The sequence below is a fragment of the Actinobacillus genomosp. 1 genome, assembly GCF_029774175.1.
Classification (GTDB): domain Bacteria; phylum Pseudomonadota; class Gammaproteobacteria; order Enterobacterales; family Pasteurellaceae; genus Actinobacillus.
In genome coordinates, this window is record NZ_CP103834.1 from 1,550,730 (window position 1) to 1,569,881 (window position 19,152).

Annotated in this window: 18 protein-coding genes; 8 read left to right on the forward strand and 10 right to left on the reverse strand. The window is 41.4% G+C overall.

Features of this window, described 5'->3' with window-relative positions; translation table 11 throughout:
- Window positions 1–49: 49 nt before the first annotated feature.
- A complete protein-coding gene (mfd, locus tag NYR63_RS07130) occupies window positions 50–3,499 on the reverse strand; it encodes a transcription-repair coupling factor (protein WP_279456916.1) in 3,450 nt (1,149 codons plus the stop codon).
- Window positions 3,500–3,599: 100 nt separating this feature from the next.
- Here mfd and pepN point away from each other — a divergent pair, with 100 nt between their 5' ends.
- Window positions 3,600–6,209 (forward strand): aminopeptidase N, encoded by a 2,610-nt coding sequence (gene pepN / locus NYR63_RS07135; protein ID WP_279456917.1) that lies wholly within the window; start codon window positions 3,600–3,602, stop codon window positions 6,207–6,209.
- A gap of 136 nt (window positions 6,210–6,345) precedes the next feature.
- Here pepN and plsY read toward each other — a convergent pair whose 3' ends face one another.
- A complete protein-coding gene (gene plsY, locus NYR63_RS07140; RefSeq protein WP_279456918.1) occupies window positions 6,346–6,936 on the reverse strand; it encodes a glycerol-3-phosphate 1-O-acyltransferase PlsY in 591 nt (196 codons plus the stop codon).
- A gap of 72 nt (window positions 6,937–7,008) precedes the next feature.
- Here plsY and folB point away from each other — a divergent pair, with 72 nt between their 5' ends.
- Both folB and cdd read left to right on the forward strand, forming a co-directional pair.
- Window positions 7,009–7,362, forward strand: a complete 354-nt coding sequence (folB, locus tag NYR63_RS07145) for a dihydroneopterin aldolase (protein WP_279456919.1) — start codon at window positions 7,009–7,011, stop codon at window positions 7,360–7,362.
- A gap of 100 nt (window positions 7,363–7,462) precedes the next feature.
- The gene (gene cdd / locus NYR63_RS07150; RefSeq protein ID WP_279456920.1) at window positions 7,463–8,356 is read left to right on the forward strand and encodes a cytidine deaminase; all 894 of its coding nucleotides are present in this window, start codon (window positions 7,463–7,465) and stop codon (window positions 8,354–8,356) included.
- Window positions 8,357–8,401: 45 nt separating this feature from the next.
- On the opposite strand, the gene ftsX is transcribed toward cdd, so the two are convergent.
- The 3 genes from ftsX to ftsY all read right to left on the reverse strand — a co-directional run bounded on the left by ftsX (window position 8,402) and on the right by ftsY (window position 11,833).
- The gene (gene ftsX, locus NYR63_RS07155; RefSeq protein ID WP_279456921.1) at window positions 8,402–9,340 is read right to left on the reverse strand and encodes a permease-like cell division protein FtsX; all 939 of its coding nucleotides are present in this window, start codon (window positions 9,338–9,340) and stop codon (window positions 8,402–8,404) included.
- A gap of 9 nt (window positions 9,341–9,349) precedes the next feature.
- Complete coding sequence (gene ftsE, locus NYR63_RS07160; protein WP_279456922.1) at window positions 9,350–10,003, reverse strand: cell division ATP-binding protein FtsE; 654 nt, start codon at window positions 10,001–10,003, stop codon at window positions 9,350–9,352.
- Window positions 10,004–10,087: 84 nt separating this feature from the next.
- The gene (ftsY, locus tag NYR63_RS07165; protein WP_279456923.1) at window positions 10,088–11,833 is read right to left on the reverse strand and encodes a signal recognition particle-docking protein FtsY; all 1,746 of its coding nucleotides are present in this window, start codon (window positions 11,831–11,833) and stop codon (window positions 10,088–10,090) included.
- Between the two features lie 77 nt (window positions 11,834–11,910).
- Between ftsY and rsmD the strand changes: the two genes are divergently transcribed.
- The 4 genes from rsmD to tehB all read left to right on the forward strand — a co-directional run bounded on the left by rsmD (window position 11,911) and on the right by tehB (window position 14,405).
- Window positions 11,911–12,504, forward strand: a complete 594-nt coding sequence (gene rsmD, locus NYR63_RS07170) for a 16S rRNA (guanine(966)-N(2))-methyltransferase RsmD (protein ID WP_279456924.1) — start codon at window positions 11,911–11,913, stop codon at window positions 12,502–12,504.
- A 64-nt stretch (window positions 12,505–12,568) separates the two neighbouring features.
- On the forward strand, window positions 12,569–12,880 hold the full coding sequence (locus NYR63_RS07175) for an HI1450 family dsDNA-mimic protein (protein ID WP_279456925.1): 312 nt from the start codon (window positions 12,569–12,571) through the stop codon (window positions 12,878–12,880).
- Between the two features lie 15 nt (window positions 12,881–12,895).
- Window positions 12,896–13,408 carry a 4-hydroxyphenylacetate 3-monooxygenase, reductase component gene (hpaC, locus tag NYR63_RS07180; RefSeq protein WP_279456926.1) on the forward strand — a complete coding sequence of 171 codons (513 nt, stop codon included), beginning with the start codon at window positions 12,896–12,898 and terminating at the stop codon, window positions 13,406–13,408.
- Window positions 13,409–13,532: 124 nt separating this feature from the next.
- Window positions 13,533–14,405: an SAM-dependent methyltransferase TehB gene (gene tehB, locus NYR63_RS07185; protein WP_279456927.1), complete on the forward strand. Its 873-nt coding sequence runs from the start codon at window positions 13,533–13,535 to the stop codon at window positions 14,403–14,405.
- A 127-nt stretch (window positions 14,406–14,532) separates the two neighbouring features.
- Here the strand turns inward: tehB and artM are convergent, their stop codons facing one another.
- From artM to NYR63_RS07210, 5 genes are all read right to left on the reverse strand, one after another.
- The gene (artM, locus tag NYR63_RS07190; protein ID WP_279456929.1) at window positions 14,533–15,216 is read right to left on the reverse strand and encodes an arginine ABC transporter permease ArtM; all 684 of its coding nucleotides are present in this window, start codon (window positions 15,214–15,216) and stop codon (window positions 14,533–14,535) included.
- Window positions 15,216–15,887: an arginine ABC transporter permease ArtQ gene (gene artQ, locus NYR63_RS07195; protein WP_005598470.1), complete on the reverse strand. Its 672-nt coding sequence runs from the start codon at window positions 15,885–15,887 to the stop codon at window positions 15,216–15,218. The genes artM and artQ overlap by 1 nt, the downstream gene beginning before the upstream one ends.
- A gap of 5 nt (window positions 15,888–15,892) precedes the next feature.
- Window positions 15,893–16,612 carry a transporter substrate-binding domain-containing protein gene (locus NYR63_RS07200; RefSeq protein WP_279456930.1) on the reverse strand — a complete coding sequence of 240 codons (720 nt, stop codon included), beginning with the start codon at window positions 16,610–16,612 and terminating at the stop codon, window positions 15,893–15,895.
- Between the two features lie 20 nt (window positions 16,613–16,632).
- Window positions 16,633–17,367: an arginine ABC transporter ATP-binding protein ArtP gene (gene artP, locus NYR63_RS07205; RefSeq protein WP_279456931.1), complete on the reverse strand. Its 735-nt coding sequence runs from the start codon at window positions 17,365–17,367 to the stop codon at window positions 16,633–16,635.
- A 229-nt stretch (window positions 17,368–17,596) separates the two neighbouring features.
- A complete protein-coding gene (locus NYR63_RS07210) occupies window positions 17,597–18,094 on the reverse strand; it encodes a YbhB/YbcL family Raf kinase inhibitor-like protein (RefSeq protein WP_279456932.1) in 498 nt (165 codons plus the stop codon).
- Between the two features lie 72 nt (window positions 18,095–18,166).
- Here NYR63_RS07210 and NYR63_RS07215 point away from each other — a divergent pair, with 72 nt between their 5' ends.
- Window positions 18,167–19,129 carry a calcium/sodium antiporter gene (locus tag NYR63_RS07215; protein ID WP_279456933.1) on the forward strand — a complete coding sequence of 321 codons (963 nt, stop codon included), beginning with the start codon at window positions 18,167–18,169 and terminating at the stop codon, window positions 19,127–19,129.
- Window positions 19,130–19,152: the final 23 nt, after the last annotated feature.

Sequence of the window (19,152 nt, forward strand, 5' to 3'; positions counted from 1 at the left end):
TGAAATTTTGCTAAAAATTTGCAAATTTTCACCGCTTTCCCTTAATGAATTAAACCAATTTTTCAATCAACGTTGAAACAAATTCCAATCGTTCCGCATTACTTTCAAGCGGTAAATTAAAGCGGAATTTTTGCGCCCCTTCGAATTTATAGACATTCTTATTTGATTGAATCAGTTGTAAGAACTTCATTGGGTCAGGTTGTGCGGTCGGTTTAAATTCCAAATAGCCGCCGTTAATCCCTGCATCGACTTTCTTCAAACCAAGCGGTGTTGCCAAATGACGAAGCTGAGTAATTTGGAACAGATTCTTCGTTGCTTCCGGCAATAATCCGAAGCGGTCAATCAATTCCACTTTCAGATCTTTCAATGCTTCGACATTTTCCGCGGAAGCGATTCGTTTATAGAACGATAAACGCATATTGACATCCGGTACATAATCGTCCGGTAACAATGCCGGTATGCGTAATTCGATTTCCACTTGATTTTGGGTGATTTCTTCTAAAGTCGGTTCACGCCCTTCTTGTAAGGCTTTTACCGCATTTTCGAGCAGATCCATATAGAGCGAGAAGCCGATGCTTTCGATTTGCCCGCTTTGTTCCGAACCGAGTAATTCGCCCGCACCACGAATCTCTAAATCGTGAGTGGCTAATACAAAGCCCGCACCGAGGTTATCAATCGAACTTATTGCTTCCAAACGCTGTTGAGCGTCTTTGGTTAGTGCTTTCGGCGGCGGCGTTAATAAATATGCGTAAGCCTGATGATGAGAACGTCCGACACGTCCACGTAACTGGTGCAGCTGTGCCAAGCCGAATTTATCCGCACGCTCGATAATAATCGTGTTAGCCGTCGGCACATCAATCCCAGTTTCGATAATAGTTGAACACACCAATAAATTAAAACGTTGATGATAGAAATCGCTCATCACGCGTTCCAATTCACGTTCACGCATTTGCCCGTGTCCGATCACAATCCGAGCTTCCGGCACGAGCTCAGCTAATTTAGTGGCACAGTTTTCGATAGTCGCCACATCATTGTGTAGGTAATATACCTGACCGCCACGCAGAATTTCACGCAAAATCGCTTCTTTGACGATCAAATCATCGTGTTGGCGTACAAAGGTTTTGATCGTTAATCGTCGTGCCGGCGGACTGGCGATAACGGAAAGATCTCGCATGCCGTTTAACGCCATATTCAGCGTACGAGGGATCGGCGTTGCGGTGAGCGTGAGAATATCGACGTTAGCTCGCAATTGTTTGATTTTCTCTTTTTGACGCACACCGAAACGATGCTCTTCATCAATCACAAGCAAACCGAGATCACGGAATTGCACATCCTCTTGTAGCAGTTTGTGCGTGCCGACTAGAATATCCACTTTGCCTTCCGTCACCTTTTCCAAAATCGCTTTTTGCTCTTTAGCGGTTTTAAAACGAGAAAGCACCTCAACATTAATCGGATAGTTGGCAAAACGGTCTTTGAAATTCTCGAAATGTTGTTGTGCCAACAACGTGGTCGGCACAAGCACGGCAACTTGTTTATGGTTTTCAACCGCCAAGAAAGTCGCTCGCATTGCCACTTCAGTTTTACCAAAACCCACATCACCACAGACAAGGCGATCCATCGCCTTTGGCAAGCACATATCGCTGATAACCGCATTGATCGCGGTTTTTTGATCTTCGGTTTCTTCAAACGGGAAAGTGTGGCTAAATTGCATAAAACTGTCTCGATCGTAGGCAAATGCAAAGCCTTTTTGCGATTCTCGTTTCGCATACACATCGAGTAATTCCGCCGCGACATCCCGGATTTTCTCCGCTGCTTTTTGGCGTGTTTTAGCCCATGCTTCCGAACCGAGTTTATGTAGTGGAGCGGCTTCATCCGCCCCACCGATATAACGAGAAATCAGATGTAATGAAGCAACCGGTACATAGAGTTTCGCCTCGTTCGCATATTGCAATACAAGGTATTCCGCTTTAATACCGCCGGCATCCAACACAGTTAGCCCTGCATAACGGCCAACACCGTTTTCTAAATGCACCACGGCTTGCCCGATTTTGAGTTCCGCAAGGTTACGAATTAGCGTATCCGGATTGACCGTTTTGCGATTTTTCTCCGCACGTTTTGTTTGAACTTTTTCACCCAAGAAATCCGTTTCGCAAATAATTGCTAAATTTTGACCGCTTGCATTTTCAATGATAAAGCCTTGATCAAGCGGTGAAACCATCAATGAAATTTGCGAATCAATTTCCGCTAACGATTTAACCTGTTTCGGTTTGATTTTTAGCGGTGAAAGTAATTCAAGCAAGGTTTCTCGGCGACCTTCACTTTCTACTGAAAATAAAAGCTGCCCATCGAATTTACTACGGAATTTATTGAACGCATCAAACGGATCTTTTAACTGCGAATTAATCGCTAATTCCGGTAGCTTAGCGATATTGGCATTCTGCTTAGCCGCTGACTTTCTGACTTTTTCCGCACTCAACGTCAAACGTGGGTAAGCTTTTAAGCCTCGATTGATTTCATCAACCGAGAACCATAACTTTTCAGGCGGTAACAACGGGCGCATCTGATCAACTCGGCGACTTTCATAGCGTTGAGCAGTATCTTTATGAAACTGTTCCGCTTTTTCCGCAATACCGTCAAAAGTAATAAATAAGGTATTTTCCGCTAAATAATCAAATAGGCTCGCCATTTCATCAAAGAACAGCGGTTGCCAATATTCAATCCCTGCATTCAAGATCCCTTTACTGACTTGCTGATAAATATGTTCCGGTTCACGGCGGATCTCACCGAATTGTTCACGGAATTTAGTTCTAAAATGCTCGATCCCATTGTTATCGGTCGGGAACTCATGTGCCGGCAGTAAATTAATTTCTTTGATTTCGGCTATCGTACGTTGGCTATCCACATCAAAGGTACGAATCGAATCGATTTCATCATCAAAAAAATCTAAGCGGAACGGGCTTTCCGTCCCCATCGGGTAAAGATCGAGTAATGCCCCTCTTACCGCATATTCGCCGTATTCCAACACTTGTTCCACTGCGCGATAACCGGCATTTTCAAGCCGTAAACGTAGCGATTGAATCGAAAAACGATCGCCTTTCTTAATCAATAACACATTATTGGCAAGGTAACTCGGCGGACAAACTTTTTGTAAAAGGGTGCTGATTGGCAACAGAAAAATTTGTTTATTGCCTTGCTGCAAATGAAACAGTGCCGAAAGGCGCGCGGAAATAATATCTTGATGCGGAGAGAAATTATCGTAGGGTAATGTTTCCCAATCCGGAAAAACCGAAACCGGCAAGTTACTAAATTGTTTCAGAGCTTTCTCAAGACGAAGTGCAGTACGAGTATCCGGTGTAACTACAACACTTAAGCCGCTAAATCGTGTCGAAGCTTCTGCAATAGCCAAAGTGTCTGAATGCCCAAGTAAATTACCGAGCGTTTGATGGTCTTGAAATTTGCCCCCTGTTTCAGGCAAATTGAAATGAAGATTAAATGTCATAAGCGGTCAGATTTTTTGGAAAACTTGCGACTATTTTAGTACAATTATGTTCGCTTCTCTATGGTGAGTTTCTTCTTACCGATCATTCAAGGAAAATAGTATGCAACCTAAAGCAAAATATAGAAAAGATTATCGTGCGCCGGATTTTACTATCACTGATATTTATCTCGACTTCCAACTTGATCCCAACCGTACTTTTGTTACCTCAACCTTAACTGTAGAACGTAAAAATAATGAGGCGACTCATCTTCGTTTGGACGGACATAGTTTTGATTTTCTCTCGTTAAAATTAAACGGCGAAGCTTTTGATCGTTTTGAAAAAGATAATGAATCTCTAACCATTGATGTAACCGATATTAGTTCTCCGTTCGAATTACAAATTGAAACCGGTTTAAATCCGGCACAAAACACGTCTTTACAAGGCTTATACCAATCCGGCGACGGAATCTGTACCCAATGTGAAGCTGAAGGTTTTCGTCAAATTACCTATATGTTGGATCGTCCCGACGTGCTTGCAAAATATCGTACAAAAATTACCGCTTCTAAAACGAAGTATCCGTTCTTACTTTCTAACGGCAACCGCATTGCGCAAGGCGATTTGGAGGACGGTCGTCATTGGGTCGAATGGCAAGATCCGTTCTTTAAACCAAGCTATTTATTCGCATTGGTTGCCGGAGATTTTGATCTGTTACAAGATAAATTTATTACTAAAAGCGGTCGAGAAGTCGCATTAGAGATCTATGTCGATCGCGGCAATTTAGATCGTGCCGGCTGGGCAATGGAAAGTCTAAAACGTGCGATGAAATGGGATGAAGATCGTTTCGGCTTAGAATACGATTTAGATATCTATATGATTGTCGCGGTTGATTTCTTTAATATGGGCGCAATGGAAAACAAAGGCTTAAATGTTTTCAACTCTAAATTTGTGCTGGCAAAACCGGAAACCGCTACCGATACCGACTATCTAGATATTGAAAGCGTAATTGCACACGAATATTTCCATAACTGGACAGGTAACCGTATTACTTGCCGAGATTGGTTCCAATTAAGCCTTAAAGAAGGCTTAACCGTATTCCGTGATCAAGAATTTACCTCGGATTTATGGTCTCGTCCGGCAAAACGTATTGAAGACGTACGCTTATTACGTGCGGTGCAATTTGCCGAAGACGCCAGCCCGATGGCGCACCCGATTCGTCCTGAAAAAGTGATTGAAATGAATAACTTCTATACAGTAACCGTCTATGAAAAAGGTGCGGAAGTGATTCGTATGATTCACACCTTATTGGGCGAAGAAAAATTCCAAAAAGGGATGCAGCTGTATGTTACGGAAAATGACGGCTCGGCGGCAACTTGCGAAGATTTTGTTTCGGCAATGGAACGTGCTTCGGGCGTTGATTTAACCCAATTCCGTCGTTGGTATAGCCAATCCGGTACGCCTGAGCTTAGCGTGAGTGATGAATATGACGAAATGCACCATATCTACCGTTTACACGTTTCACAACATACACCGCCGACAGCGGATCAATTAGAGAAAGTAAACTTACATATTCCGTTCAAAATCGAGTTATATAGCGAACAAGACGGCGCGCCGATTAGTTTACAATTTGAAGGTACTACATTAAACAATGTCCTGGATGTCGTACAAGAGCAACAAACCTTCGAATTTCATAATGTAATGCACAAACCCGTACCTGCGTTGTTATGCGATTTTTCCGCTCCGGTGCGTTTAGATTATGCCTATACCAATGCGCAATTAATTGCCTTACTCAAATTCGCACGGAATGATTTTGTACGTTGGGATGCGGCACAAACGTTATTTAACAATGAATTACGCCTAAATTTGGCACACCATCAATCGGAAGAAGCCTTTACTTTCTCCGCCGAATTAACCGAAGCGTTGGTTTATTTATTAGATAACTATGAATCGAATCCGGAATTAACCGCTTTAATGCTAACGCTCCCGAAAGAAACCGAATTCGCCGAATTATTCAAAACAATTGATCCGATCGGTATCGCAATTACTCGTGAATTTATGTTACGTACGATCGCCGAAACCTTACGAGATCGTTTAGTGAACGTATATAACCGTACCCGTTGCGATGCTTATCGTGTTGCTGCGGAAGATATGTCAAAACGTGCGTTACGTAATCTCTGTTTATCCTATCTAGCCTTTACCGATTTAGGCAATAGTCTGACTTATAAGCACTATCAGCAAGCGGATAATATGACGGACACCTTAGCGGCACTCTCTGCAGCGACCAAGGCGCAATTAGCCTGCCGCGATCAGCTATTGGCGGATTTTGAACAAAAATGGCATCAGGACGGCTTAGTGATGGATAAATGGTTTATGCTCCAAGCAACAAGACCGGACGAAAATGTACTTGAAATCGTGCAAGGGTTGCTCAATCACCGTAGCTTTAACTTTAATAATCCGAACAGACTACGTGCGTTAGTCGGTACTTTCTGTAACCAAAGTCCGAAAGCCTTCCATGCGATTGACGGCTCCGGTTACCGATTCTTAGTGGATATTTTAATCAAATTAAACGATAGCAACCCACAAGTCGCATCACGTTTAATTGAGCCGTTGATTAAACTCTCTCGTTATGACAATCAACGTCAAACCTTAATGAAACGAGGTTTAGAACGTCTTCGCAATCTAGACAACCTAGCTCGCGATCTCTATGAGAAAGTTGAAAAAGCGTTACAGTAACATGGGTATAAGATAACTAAAAAGCCTAATTCTTTCGAATTAGGCTTTTTGCTATATCACTTAAACAAGCGGTTGAATTAGACAGAATTTTTGTCAATTTTTCATTAAATTTAACCGCTTATACGCTTGAAATCCTCTATTTTCTAGCCCACATCGGTTGTTCTTGTCCTCGCCATAGACGCTGGATATTATCGTGATGACGATAGACTAATAAACAGCATACCAAAGCCACCGGAAAGGTAAATTCGGGTAAAAACCACCAAATATAAAACGGCATAATCAATGCGGTGATTACTGCGCTCAGCGAAGAATAACCGAACAATAAAAAGACAATTAACCAAGTACATAGTCCGGCTGCCGAAGCGGCAAAACTGATTGATAACAACGCACCGAACGCTGTCGCAACTCCTTTCCCGCCTCTAAAGCGAAAGAACAGCGGGAAAATATGTCCCAAACATGCCGCCAATGCAATCAGTCCGATTTCCGAAGGCTCCAGCTTAAAGTTAAACGCCAATAAAACCGGTAAACCGCCTTTCAAAATATCAAACAACAATACGCCGATTGCCGAAAATTTTCCGCCGATACGTAAAACATTCGTTGCGCCCGGATTATGTGAACCGTTCTCCCTAGGATCCGGCAAACCGGCTAAGCGGCAGAAAATAATTGCGCTTGAAACCGAACCTAACAAATAGGCAAATACTATTAACAAATAGGCGGTAATACTCATAAATTGTCCTTCAATTGGCGTTCTATGTTATATTCTCGGCAATGTTATCACAAAGTTATTAAGGAAACTAAAATGGCGGATAAAGTTTTTATTCACGAATTGACGGCTTTTGCTTCCATCGGTGCTTACGATTGGGAACATACCATCAAACAACGCTTAGTATTTAATATTGAAATGGAATGGGATTTTACCAAAGCGGTAGCAACGGATGACGTGCAATATTGCTTAAATTATGCGGAGGTTTCAGAAAAAATCTTAGCTTTTGTTGAATCCAAGCCATTTAAGCTGGTTGAAACGGTTGCTTATCAAGTAGCGGATCTTTTACAAAATAATTATGGTATCCGTACATTGCGTATTGAATTGCATAAGCCTAAAGCGGTTGCGCAAGCCGGCAGTGTCGGTGTGATTGTAGAACGAAATGCTTAATAAATATCCATTTTAATTATTTCGGTTCGATCTTGATCACAATTGAAATACTGATTTGCGGTTATAATAACTACCCGTCAAACAAAGGAGAAAAAGCATAATGCCAACTTTATTTGCACTTCAACAACGTATCGCTCAAGTTGTTCAAGAAAAAAATGATCCTATAATTAATGCTGTTGCTTCAACGCTTGAGGCTCAAGATTATCACGCTTGTTTTTCGGCTGAACAGGCCAAATCATGGACCCAACAGTTTAAACTTTCACCGGTTGAATTGGCACTTGTCTGTTTACCGCTTGCCGCTTGTTATGCCCTTGTGCCGATTTCTCAATTTTATGTAGGTGCGGTTGCCATCGGTGCATCCGGTCGGTTTTATTTCGGTGCGAATCAAGAGTTTAGCGCACAAGCAATTCAACAAACCGTACATGCCGAACAAAGTGCGATTTCTCATGCGTGGCTTGCCGGTGAAAAGTCTATTACCGATATGGTGGTAAACTACACGCCTTGCGGTCATTGCCGCCAATTTATGAATGAATTGAATAGTGCTAAAACGCTGAAAATTCATTTACCGCACAGCCAAAATAATTTATTGCAACAATATCTACCGGATGCTTTCGGACCAAAAGATTTGAATATCGAACAGGTATTGTTTGATCAACAAACGCACTCACTACCGCTTCAGGGAGATTTATTAACACAAGCGGCGATTCAAGCGGCGGCACAATCTTATGCACCATATAGCAAATCGTTAAGCGGGATTGCCTTACAAGTCGGAGAACAAATTATTTGCGGACGTTATGCGGAGAATGCCGCATTCAACCCGAGTTTTTTACCGCTACAAAGTGCGTTGAACTACCGTCGTTTAAGCGGTAAGTCGGATGAACGGATTACCCGTATTGTGATGGCGGAAGGTAAAGGAACAACCAGTCATCGTCAAATGAGCGAAGCGTTAGCGGAAAGTTTTTTAGGACTTAAGCCGGAATATATTGAAGTGTAATCAGTCTAAATGAAAAAAGCACCTTTCGGTGCTTTTTTATGTCGGTTAGTATTTAGAACCGATGCGGAAAATATGTCGATTAGTTGCCAATTTAGCGGATAGCCAACCGATAAAGATACAAGCGACAATCAAGAAGAACATTTCACTGAATGCCAAGCCGTTTAATTCAAATTTCACCGTAAACATGTCAGTAACATATTTCACTACACCGGTGAAATAACTGATTAACACCGCACTAAATAGGATAGCGAGTAAGCTACCGAAAAAGCCGTAAATCATACCGGTATAAAGGAACGGGCGAGCGATAAAATGATCGGTTGCACCTAATAATTGCTGTACTTCAATCGACGCTTTGCTATTTGCCACATCGGTACGCACCGCATTACCTACAACCAAAAATACCGCAATCAACATTAACACGGTACAAACCATTGCAATACGAGCGATTAACCAAGTTAAGGCGGTTAATTTTTCCAACCAGCCGTTATCTAAACGGACTTCTTGCACCCCTTTAATCGCCTGTAAACCGTTACGAAACTCAAGCATCGTATCGTTATCGGTAAATTGTTTTTTCGGTTTAAGGGTAACCACCGCCGGCAAAGGATTATCATCGATAATATCTAACGCTTCGCCGAAACCCGACCACGAACGAAATTCTTCCAAACTCTGCTGACGAGAAATATAGTTAAGCGATTCGATTTTATCCGCATCGAAATGACGAATACGTTCCACCACCGCATTCACATCGTGTTCAGCGAGATTTTTATGCAGATAAACAGTAAGTTCCGGTTCCGGATAAAATTCGGTTGCCGCCTGATTGGTATTTTTCCAAAGTAAATAACTTACCGTCGGAATAGTCAGCGAAACCGCAATCACCAACACGGTGAGAAATGTACCGAACTTACGCTTCTTGAGATCTTGCCAGACCGAACGTAAGGTATAACGAGTTTGGGCACCAAGAGTTGTACTAAATGAACGAGCCATATTGTTTCCTTAATTTCTGAGATGACCTTGCTCTAATACTAAGCACGGTTTCGGACGTTTTGAAATAATATTGGTATCATGCGTTGCCACTAAAACCGTTGTGCCTGCCTGATTAAATTCTTCAAATAAACGGAAAATTTCAAACGAGAGTTTCTCGTCTAAATTACCGGTCGGCTCATCCGCTAATAGTAAAATCGGACGATGTACAATCGCACGAGCAATATCCACTCGTTGTTGTTCACCGCCTGAAAGATGTAACGGCAAATAATTCGCTTTATTCGCTAAACCGACACGCTCTAACGCAATACGCGCTTCACGCTCAACTACTTGCTGATTCATGCCTTGGATAATCAGCGGTAACGCAACATTATCCAAAATCGTACGATCGGTAAGTAAACGGTAATCTTGATGAACCATACCGATTTGACGGCGTAAAAACGGCAATTCGTGCGCTTCAAGACGGGTAATATCATGCCCGTTAAACATCACTTGTCCGCCGTTTGCCCGCTCAATGCCCATAATCAGTTTAAGCAAGGTACTTTTACCGGCACCGGAATGACCGGTTAAATACGCCATACCGCCGGCAGGTAAATGGAAATTAATCCCCTGTAGTGCCGGCTTACCGCCTTTATAAGCTTTACTTACATTTGTGAATTTAATCATTGTGTTTACCTTTTTCTACTCCGATATATTCGGAAATAGCGGTCTAATTTTAACCATTTTTTGTAAAAGAATGTGCGTAATATTTTATTCTTCGTGTTCGAATAATGCTTCGATAAATTCTTCCGCATTAAACGGACGCAGATCTTCAATTTTTTCGCCGACTCCGATAAAGCGAATCGGAATGTTAAATTGGTCGGCAATCGCAAAGATCACACCGCCTTTTGCCGTACCGTCTAATTTCGTTAGCGCAATACCGGTTAAGCCGACCGCTTCGTTAAATAATTTCGCTTGGCTAATTGCGTTTTGTCCCGTACCGGCATCTAAGGTGAGCATAATTTCGTGCGGTGCGCTTTCATCGTATTTTTTCATCACACGTACGATTTTTTTCAACTCGTCCATTAAGTTGTTTTTATTCTGCAAACGACCGGCGGTATCTGCGATAAGAATATCAATCCCTTTTGATGCCGCCGATTGCATCGCATCAAAAATCACCGAAGCGGAATCCGAACCGGTAGATTGTGCGACAACAGGAATATTGTTACGTTCCCCCCAAACTTGTAACTGTTCTACCGCTGCGGCACGGAATGTGTCGCCGGCGGCAAGCATTACGGATTTTCCTTCCGCTTGGAATTTACGCGCTAATTTACCGATAGTGGTTGTTTTACCCACACCGTTTACCCCAACCATTAAAATCACGTAAGGCTTTTTGCCGGTATCGATTTCAAGCGGCTGGCTAACCGGTTTTAACACTTCGCCAAGTTCGAGTTTTAATTGCTGATAAAGTAAATCGGCATCTTTAAGTTGTTTCTTAGAGGCGTGTTGGGTTAAGTTGTTGATAACTTTAGTGGTTGTCGGCATACCTAAGTCGGCGACTAATAACTGCTCTTCCAGTTCTTCAAATAAATCGTCGTCAATTTTTTTGCCGCTAAAGAAATTACGAAAACCGGAACCGATACTCTGTTTAGTTTTTACCAATCCTTTTAACAAACGACTGAAAAAACCACCTTCGCTCGGTTTTTCTTGGTAATCATCCGTCTTTTGTTCAACTTGGTCGTGTTCCGCCTTTTCGGTTTCAAGTTCAACCAGTTCTTCCAATTCTTCAAAATTTTCTTCCGCATCAGACTTGGTTTTCACCTCACCGGCAAGCTCCGCATCAACCACTTTTTCAACACGTTGCTCAATTTGTTGGTGATGGTTAATCTCACTTTCGCTTGCAGATTTTTCGCTAAATTCGACCGCTTGCGTAAGTTCTTGAGACTGAGGCTGCTCTTCGATATTTTCCGAATGAGAGACTACCGATGATACTTCTTCCGTTTGTGTAAACGGCTGCTCAATTTTTGCCGTATCAATAATTGACACGGAATTTTCTTTCTCTTGTTCGAAAGATTGTTCAACTTCATTTACCGCTTCTTTCAGAAAAGTTTTAGCTTCTTCCAGCTTATCTTCAACGAATTGTTCGATATTTTCCGATTTTTGTTCAAAAAACTCTTCAACTTGTTCAAATTTCTGCTCAATCGTATCTTCGATACGCTCAACAAAATCCTCAGCCTGTTCCGCTTTTTGCTCCACTGAATCAACAAATTCCTTGATTTCAGGTTGTGAAGTAATTTGCTCAAACTTATCTTCTATTTTATCTTCGAGATCTTCTAACTTCTGTTCTACCGTTTCTTGTAACTGCTCGACCTTTTGTTCCGCTTGTTCTACTTTTTGCTCTACAGTTTCTTCTGCAGCCGATTCGGTATGTTGTTCGGTTTGGATTTCCGCTTGTTTCGGTTCATCTTTTTTACCGAAACCTAACCAAGACCAAAAACCTTTTTTCTTTTCTGCCATATTTTTCTCACTTTTCCTTCAAAATGGACTAAACTTGTATAGTTTATCAAATAATCCTTATTTTTCCTTTAGTTAGTATGAAAAAAAATCGTAATTCCACTTTACAAAATAAGCCGACCGGCGAAGTGCGTGTCATTGCAGGGCTGTGGCGAGGACGAAAACTACCGGTGTTAAATGCGGAAGGTTTACGCCCGACCACAGACCGAGTAAAAGAGACCCTGTTTAATTGGCTGATGAATGATGTGGCGGGTAGTCGTTGCTTAGATTGCTTTGCGGGCAGCGGTTCACTTGGTATCGAAGCACTTTCTCGCCAAGCACAAGCGGTTGTTTTTCTTGAAAAATTTGCAAATGCGGCAAATCTGCTGAAAAATAATTTAACCTCACTTAAAACCACAAATGGCACCGTGATTAATACCGACACACTGCAATATTTAGCTCAAAAAAATCCTGATCAGGGGTTTGAAGTGGTATTTGTCGATCCGCCTTTTCATTACGGCTTTGTGCCGAAGGTGCTAACATTATTGGCTGAAAACCACTGGCTTGCCGACAATGCGTTGATTTATGTGGAAACGGAAAAGAACCATCCGCCGCTTGAATTACCGAGTAATTGGCAAATTCTTAAAGAAAAAACCGCCGGACAAGTAATAAGTCGCTTGATCCAATGTCTATAAATTTGACTTTTCTAACCTTTATTGGCAAATTAAGTCGCTATTTTTTACATAAAAGAAACAAATTATGAACAAATTAACTCCAGACGAAGCGATTGATCTCGCATATGATATTTTCCTTGAAATGGCGGGTGAGAATTTAGATCCTGCGGATATTTTATTATTCAATTTACAATTTGAAGAGCGTGGCGCAGTTGAAATGGTTGAAACCTCGGACAATTGGGATCAAGAAATCGGTACATTAATTGATCCGGACGCATTTGCAGAAGTGTGGGTCGGCTTAGTGAACGATAAAGATGAAATGGATGACGTATTCGCTCGCTTCTTAATTTCTCACGATGCGGATAACCGAGAATATCACGTGATCTGGAAGGAATAATTTAAAAGGAGATTTATGTCTTGTATTCCAAAACCTCAAGAGGTACCTGAATTTTCACAGCAATTCCGTAATGCGATGGCGCATTTATCCGCCGCAGTGAGTATTGTGACCACTAATGGTGCGGCAGGTAAAATCGGGATCACTGTATCATCAGTTTGCTCGGTAACCGATACACCGCCGACTTTGCTTTTCTGTATAAATCAAAGCAGTTCCGTACACGATATTATCAAGCAAAACGGTAAAGTGTGTATCAATGTCTTAAGCCATGAACAAGAAGAAATGGCGAAGCATTTTGCTTGTATCCTATGTAGCAGTATGGAAGAGCGTTTCGCTTGGGATATTTGGGACGAAGGGTTTGACGGACAGCCGGTATTGCGCGGTTCAATCTCGTCTTTACAAGGTGATATTGTCGATACCCATTCGGTGGGTACACATACTATTTTTATGGTTGAGCTGAAACATATTGATGTGATGCCCAATACCGGTTTAGTTTATTTCGGCCGCCAATTTAAAGGCATCGAAATTTAAAAAGCGATCTAATAAATCTTAGGTATTTTTGATATAACCGACTATTTTAGTCGGTTTTTTTATTGCCTAGAAAAATCAGAGGAGTAAAATTTGCCATTATTTTATTCGTTAGAGAGGACTCATCATGCAAAATTTAATTTGCTATAAACAAATGCCGGTTTGGACCAAAGACAGCCTGCCACAAATGTTTAAAGAAAAGCACAATACTAAACAAGGGACTTGGGCAAAACTAACCATTCTTAAAGGCGAATTAAAATTTTATGAATTGACCGAACAAGGAGAAGAAGTCAATAGCGTGATTTTTACCCCTGAAAATCAGCCTCCGTTTGTTGAACCGCAAATTTGGCATAAAGTTGAAGCACTTTCCGATGATTTAGAATGTCAGTTAGCCTTCTATTGCGAAGCGAAAGATTACTATGCGAAAAAATATAATCTAACCACAACTCATTCTGAAGTGTTAAATGCGGTTAATTATGTAAAAGCCGGTAAAGCGTTGGATTTAGGTTGTGGGCGCGGACGTAATTCTCTCTATCTGAATTTATTAGGTTTTGATGTGACAGCGGTTGATCATAATGCCGAGAGTATCGAATTCTTAAACTATATGATTGAGAAAGAGAATCTGAGCAATATCGAAACCGGTATTTATGATATTAACCAAGCGACAATTGGTAATCAAAACGGCGAATATGATCTGATTGTTTCGACAGTTGTAATGATGTTCTTAAACCGTGAACGCATTCCGGCAATTATTGAAAATATGCAGAAAAACACCAAAGTCGGCGGCTATAATCTGATTGTGTGTGCAATGAGTACCGAAGAATATCCGTGTCCGATGCCATTTTCATTTACCTTCAGCGAGGGAGAGTTAGCAAACTATTATCAAGACTGGGAATTAGTAAAATACAACGAAGATTTGGGCGAATTGCATAAAACCGATGCGAACGGCAACCGTATTAAAATGCGCTTCGCAACCATGTTAGCCAAGAAAGTAGCGTAATTTATCCATTTTATCCTAACAACAAGCGGTCTGATTTAACGGGAAATTTGCAAATTTTTCCAAAAATCAGACCGCTTGTCCGTATATAAAAAAAGGTACTCATCGGAGACGAGTACCATCGCAAAATTTACGCTTTATCCGTTGCCGGACGTTCAAACGCCAGCACTTTCGCTTCTACTCTACGTAACAGAATCGTCATCATACCGGTAATCACTAAGTAAATCGCCCCGGCAATACCGTAAATGGTAATCGCATCGTATTCCGTACCGTATAGCTGACGGGCATAGCCCATAATATCCAAGAGCGTGATGGTTGAAGCTAACGATGTGCCTTTAAACACTAAGATAATCTCATTGCTATACGACGGTAACGCACGGCGCAATGCGTATGGAATTAAAATTTTCAAAGTGTCTAAACGGCTTAAACCAAGTGCCGCACAGGTTTCCCATTGTCCTTTCGGAATCGCTTTTACCGCGCCGTGGAATAATTGAGTCGAATACGCCGCACTATTTAACGCTAACGCTAATGCGGCACAAAACCACGCATCGGATAGGAATTGCCAAGCAAAGCTATCGACAATCCATTGGAATTGTCCGGGCCCATGATAAATCAAAAAGAACTGCACTAATAACGGCGTACCGGTAAATAACATTAAATAACCGTTTACTACCGCTTTGATCAGCTTGTTTTCCATTGAAAGTAAGAAGGTCAAAATCACCGCTAATACAAACGCAATCAGCAATGAAACGGCAGTTAAACTTAAACTGGTTGGAATACCTTGAGCAATGACGGCTAAATAATCTTGAAACATTATTTACCCCCTCTTTCAAAACGTGTGAAACGTTTTTCAAGTCCGGCAATAATTACTTGGCTAATTAAAGTAATCGCTAAATAAATTAATGCCGCTAAACCGTACCATGTGAAAGGCTGATGTTCATTGGTATTAATTAAATCCGTCTGACGCATTAAATCGTCCACGCCAATCAAAGAGATCAACGCCGTATCTTTTAACAACACTAACCATTGATTACTTAAACCCGGTAAAGCATGACGCCAAACCTGCGGCATAATAATTCTTAAAAACGTATGCGCACGACTTAGCCCTAATGCCGCACCGCTTTCCCATTGTCCGTTCGGTACGGCTTGAATCGCGCCACGCAATGATTGCGAAGCATAGGCGGAAAAAATTAAGGAAAGTGCTAATACCCCGCAACTAAACGCACTAAACTCAACATATTCGCCGGTAATTTTTTCTACCAATTCGGTTGAACCGAAGAAAATCAGTAAAACGACTAAAATCTCCGGCAAACCACGCAATAAGGCTAAAAAAATAGAAGTCGGTTTACTCACACAAGGTTGTTTACTGGTTTCAAGTACCACAAACAACATTGAAAGTAATAAGCCGACTATCAAGGAAGTCAGTGCCAACCCTAAGGTCATTAGGGTGGCACTATAAATAAGCGGAAGATATTCTGAGAACATAAAAATTATTTAGTCATCCATTTATCGTAGATTTTTTGATATTCGCCGTTCGCTTTAATGGTCGCTAAACCTTTATTTAATTCCGCGACTAATTCGCTATTCGATTTATTTACCGCAATACCTAAACCGTTACCGAAATATTTTTTATTGGTTACTTTGTCACCTACGAATGAAAGCTCCGCTTCTTTCGATAACATATCCGCTAATACCGCAGTATCGCCGAAGATAATATCAATACGACCGTTTTTTAAATCCAATACCGCATCTTGTAACGAAGCGTATGCTTTAGGTGCGTATTGTTTTGCTTCCGCAACAACATATTGTTGGAAGGTCGTACCGTTTTGTACGCCGACATTTTTAGCCGTATTTAAATCCGCTTTACCTTTTACCGCAATAAAACTTGCCGAACTATCATAATAAGCCTCTGTGAAAGCCACTTGTTTTGCACGCGTTTCGGTAATATCAATCGCCGAGATTGCCGCATCGATACGTTTTTGTTTCACTGCTTGTACTAAACCGTCAAATGCTTGACCTTTAAACGAACAATTCGCTTGAATTTCCTTACAAATTGCATTGGCAATATCCACATCGAAACCAATGATTTCGCCTTTTTCATTGGTTAATTCAAACGGAGGATAACTTGGTTCCATTGCAAAGGTTAAGTCTTTTGCTTGTGCGGAAATTGCGCTAAGTGCGATGGCTGATGCTAATAATAATTTTTTCATAATGTGTCCTTGCATAGTGTTTATTCTGAGTGAGAGAGATAGTTTTCAAATTGAGCAGTTTTCGGCTGTTCAAAACAATCCGCACCGCCTTGTTCGATAATTTTGCCTTTTTCCATATACACCACTTTGGTTGCCACTTTACGTGCCACACCGACTTCGTGGGTAACAATCACCTGCGTAATGCCGGTATCTTGTAATTCTTTAATAATATCAACCACTTGGGCGGTAATTTCCGGATCCAATGCGGCAGTCGGCTCATCAAATAACAGTACCTGCGGCTGCATCATTAATGCACGAGCAATCGCCACACGTTGTTGCTGACCGCCGGATAATTGTAATGGGAAGCGATCAGCAAACTCATCTAAACGTAAACGTGTTAAATGCGCCTTAGCACGTTGAATCGCTTCTTCTTTCGCTAAACCTAATACCTTCATCGGCGCTTCAATCAGATTTTGCATCACGCTTAAATGCGGCCATAAATGATATTGTTGAAACACCATACCGACTTCACGGCGTAATAATGCAATTTCTTTCGCATCGGTCTTCGCCGAAAGATTGAATTTATGTTGTGCAATCTCAAGCGTACCCGATTGCGGAATTTCCATTAAATTCAGCGTACGAATTAAGGTACTTTTACCGGCTCCGCTAGGCCCTAACAGCACTACCGTATCGCCTTTTTCGATATCTAAATTAATATCGAATAACGCTTGGCTTGAGCCGTAAAAAAAATTGACGTTGTGAATGCGAATTGCCATTCGTTTAAAATCCCGTATATTTCAAATAATTGAATGAATACTAAATTTTATTGCATAATTATGCAAGTCGTTTTTAGATTATTTTGCAAATTTTTTATAAAAAACGACCGCTTGCCATTAACTATTTAAATTAAATATAACAAGCGGTCGTTTTTCTCAAAAGTTTTACCATGCTGGTACGAGTGTCCTCACTCGTACCGTCCGTCCAATGCTCGTTCCAGTAATTAGCTTAAACGTCATAAGTTCCCATGATACTTGCGCTGGCTAGAATGTGATCTTGCATTGCAAAATGCAGATCATTGAAACGGAAACCCGAAGTTAAATTCAGCTTGGTATCCAGCGCATAAACGATAAGTTCGTAACGGTGTTTACAATTCGGCGGTGCCATACCGCCATAATTTGAAGCTTCTTCGAGAGAAAAGTTACCTAATTTACTTGCCCAAGAATTTGCACCTTGTACAAAATCGGTGGCGGTCAGGCTTTCATTTTCGGCAATTTTGGTACGCTCTAAATCGGCAATTAACCAATGAATCCAAACGAAACCGCTGGCGGTAATCGCATCTTTATCTTCCAAAACAACGGCAAAAGATTTCGTACCTTCAGGTACCTCACTAATTTCAAACGGAATCGAATAACTCGGCATACCGTTCGGGCTGAATTGACTGCCGCGTTTGCCGTATTTATCTTCAAACGCACCGTTTTTAATCGCAGAGCTAATTACTTTCATAGAACCTACCTTATAGTTAATTATCAGAAATTGGCCTATACTATACGCCCATTTAATTTATTAGGAAATACGATGTTATATGCTTTATTAGCCATTGTTATCGGCTTAATTTTACTCGTTTGGAGTGCAGATAAATTTGTAGAAGGCGCAGCTTCTTCCGCACGTCATTTCGGTATGTCCCCCTTGTTGATCGGGATTGTGATTGTCGGTTTCGGCACCTCGGCACCGGAAATGTTGGTATCGGCTTCTTCCGCAATGAAAGGTGCTTCGGGGATTGCGCTCGGTAATGCTTACGGCTCCAATATCACCAATATCGCGCTGATCTTAGGGGTAACCGCATTAATCAAACCGATTATCGTTGCTTCCGAGGTCATTAAAAAAGAACTCCCGATTTTAATTTTAATTACTTTGGTTTCCGCTTACTTCTTAATGGATGCGCAAGTCACTCGTTTGGAAGCGATTATTTTACTGGTGATTTTCGCAATCTATATGGCTTGGACAATCTGGCTTGCGCTACAAAGTAAAAACGACACACTGGCTCAAACGGAATCGTTAAACGAAGAAAAATTTCCGATTAAGAAAGCCTTATTTTGGGTGGTTGTCGGTTTACTTTTTTTAATGGCAAGTTCTCAGTTACTGGTTTGGGGTGCGGTTGAGATTGCTAAATATTTCGGTGTAAGCGATTTAGTTATCGGTTTAACCATTGTAGCGGTCGGTACATCATTACCTGAATTGGCTTCATCAATTATTGCGGCTCGTAAAGGCGAATCGGATCTTGCTTTAGGTAATATTGTCGGCTCGAACTTATTTAACGCTTTAGCTGTTGTCGGTATTGCAGGGGTAATTGAACCGATGCAAGTGGAAGCGGAGGTTTTCTCCCGTGATATGCTTGTAATGTTGGCGGTAACTATCCTATTATTTTTCTTTGCGTTTAGTTTCCGTAAAAGACCGGGCAGAATTAATAGAGTAGAGGGTTGCGTGCTATTTATGTGTTATGTGGCCTACACCTTATATCTGTTAAAAACAGCGGTTTAAAGTTCCCATTCAGATAAATTAAG

Bases quoted from the DNA above. Each gene is read 5' to 3' on its own strand.
- ftsY (WP_279456923.1), bottom strand. From the start codon at position 11,833: ATGGCAGAAAAGAAAAAAGGTTTTTGGTCTTGGTTAGGTTTCGGTAAA.
- artM (WP_279456929.1), bottom strand. From the start codon at position 15,216: ATGTTTCAAGATTATTTAGCCGTCATTGCTCAAGGTATTCCAACCAGT.
- ftsE (WP_279456922.1), bottom strand. From the start codon at position 10,003: ATGATTAAATTCACAAATGTAAGTAAAGCTTATAAAGGCGGTAAGCCG.
- NYR63_RS07215 (WP_279456933.1), top strand. From the start codon at position 18,167: ATGTTATATGCTTTATTAGCCATTGTTATCGGCTTAATTTTACTCGTT.
- artQ (WP_005598470.1), bottom strand. From the start codon at position 15,887: ATGTTCTCAGAATATCTTCCGCTTATTTATAGTGCCACCCTAATGACC.
- NYR63_RS07175 (WP_279456925.1), top strand. From the start codon at position 12,569: ATGAACAAATTAACTCCAGACGAAGCGATTGATCTCGCATATGATATT.
- tehB (WP_279456927.1), top strand. From the start codon at position 13,533: ATGCAAAATTTAATTTGCTATAAACAAATGCCGGTTTGGACCAAAGAC.
- ftsX (WP_279456921.1), bottom strand. From the start codon at position 9,340: ATGGCTCGTTCATTTAGTACAACTCTTGGTGCCCAAACTCGTTATACC.
- hpaC (WP_279456926.1), top strand. From the start codon at position 12,896: ATGTCTTGTATTCCAAAACCTCAAGAGGTACCTGAATTTTCACAGCAA.
- plsY (WP_279456918.1), bottom strand. From the start codon at position 6,936: ATGAGTATTACCGCCTATTTGTTAATAGTATTTGCCTATTTGTTAGGT.
- mfd (WP_279456916.1), bottom strand. From the start codon at position 3,499: ATGACATTTAATCTTCATTTCAATTTGCCTGAAACAGGGGGCAAATTT.
- rsmD (WP_279456924.1), top strand. From the start codon at position 11,911: ATGAAAAAAAATCGTAATTCCACTTTACAAAATAAGCCGACCGGCGAA.
- pepN (WP_279456917.1), top strand. From the start codon at position 3,600: ATGCAACCTAAAGCAAAATATAGAAAAGATTATCGTGCGCCGGATTTT.
- artP (WP_279456931.1), bottom strand. From the start codon at position 17,367: ATGGCAATTCGCATTCACAACGTCAATTTTTTTTACGGCTCAAGCCAA.
- folB (WP_279456919.1), top strand. From the start codon at position 7,009: ATGGCGGATAAAGTTTTTATTCACGAATTGACGGCTTTTGCTTCCATC.
- cdd (WP_279456920.1), top strand. From the start codon at position 7,463: ATGCCAACTTTATTTGCACTTCAACAACGTATCGCTCAAGTTGTTCAA.
- NYR63_RS07210 (WP_279456932.1), bottom strand. From the start codon at position 18,094: ATGAAAGTAATTAGCTCTGCGATTAAAAACGGTGCGTTTGAAGATAAA.
- NYR63_RS07200 (WP_279456930.1), bottom strand. From the start codon at position 16,612: ATGAAAAAATTATTATTAGCATCAGCCATCGCACTTAGCGCAATTTCC.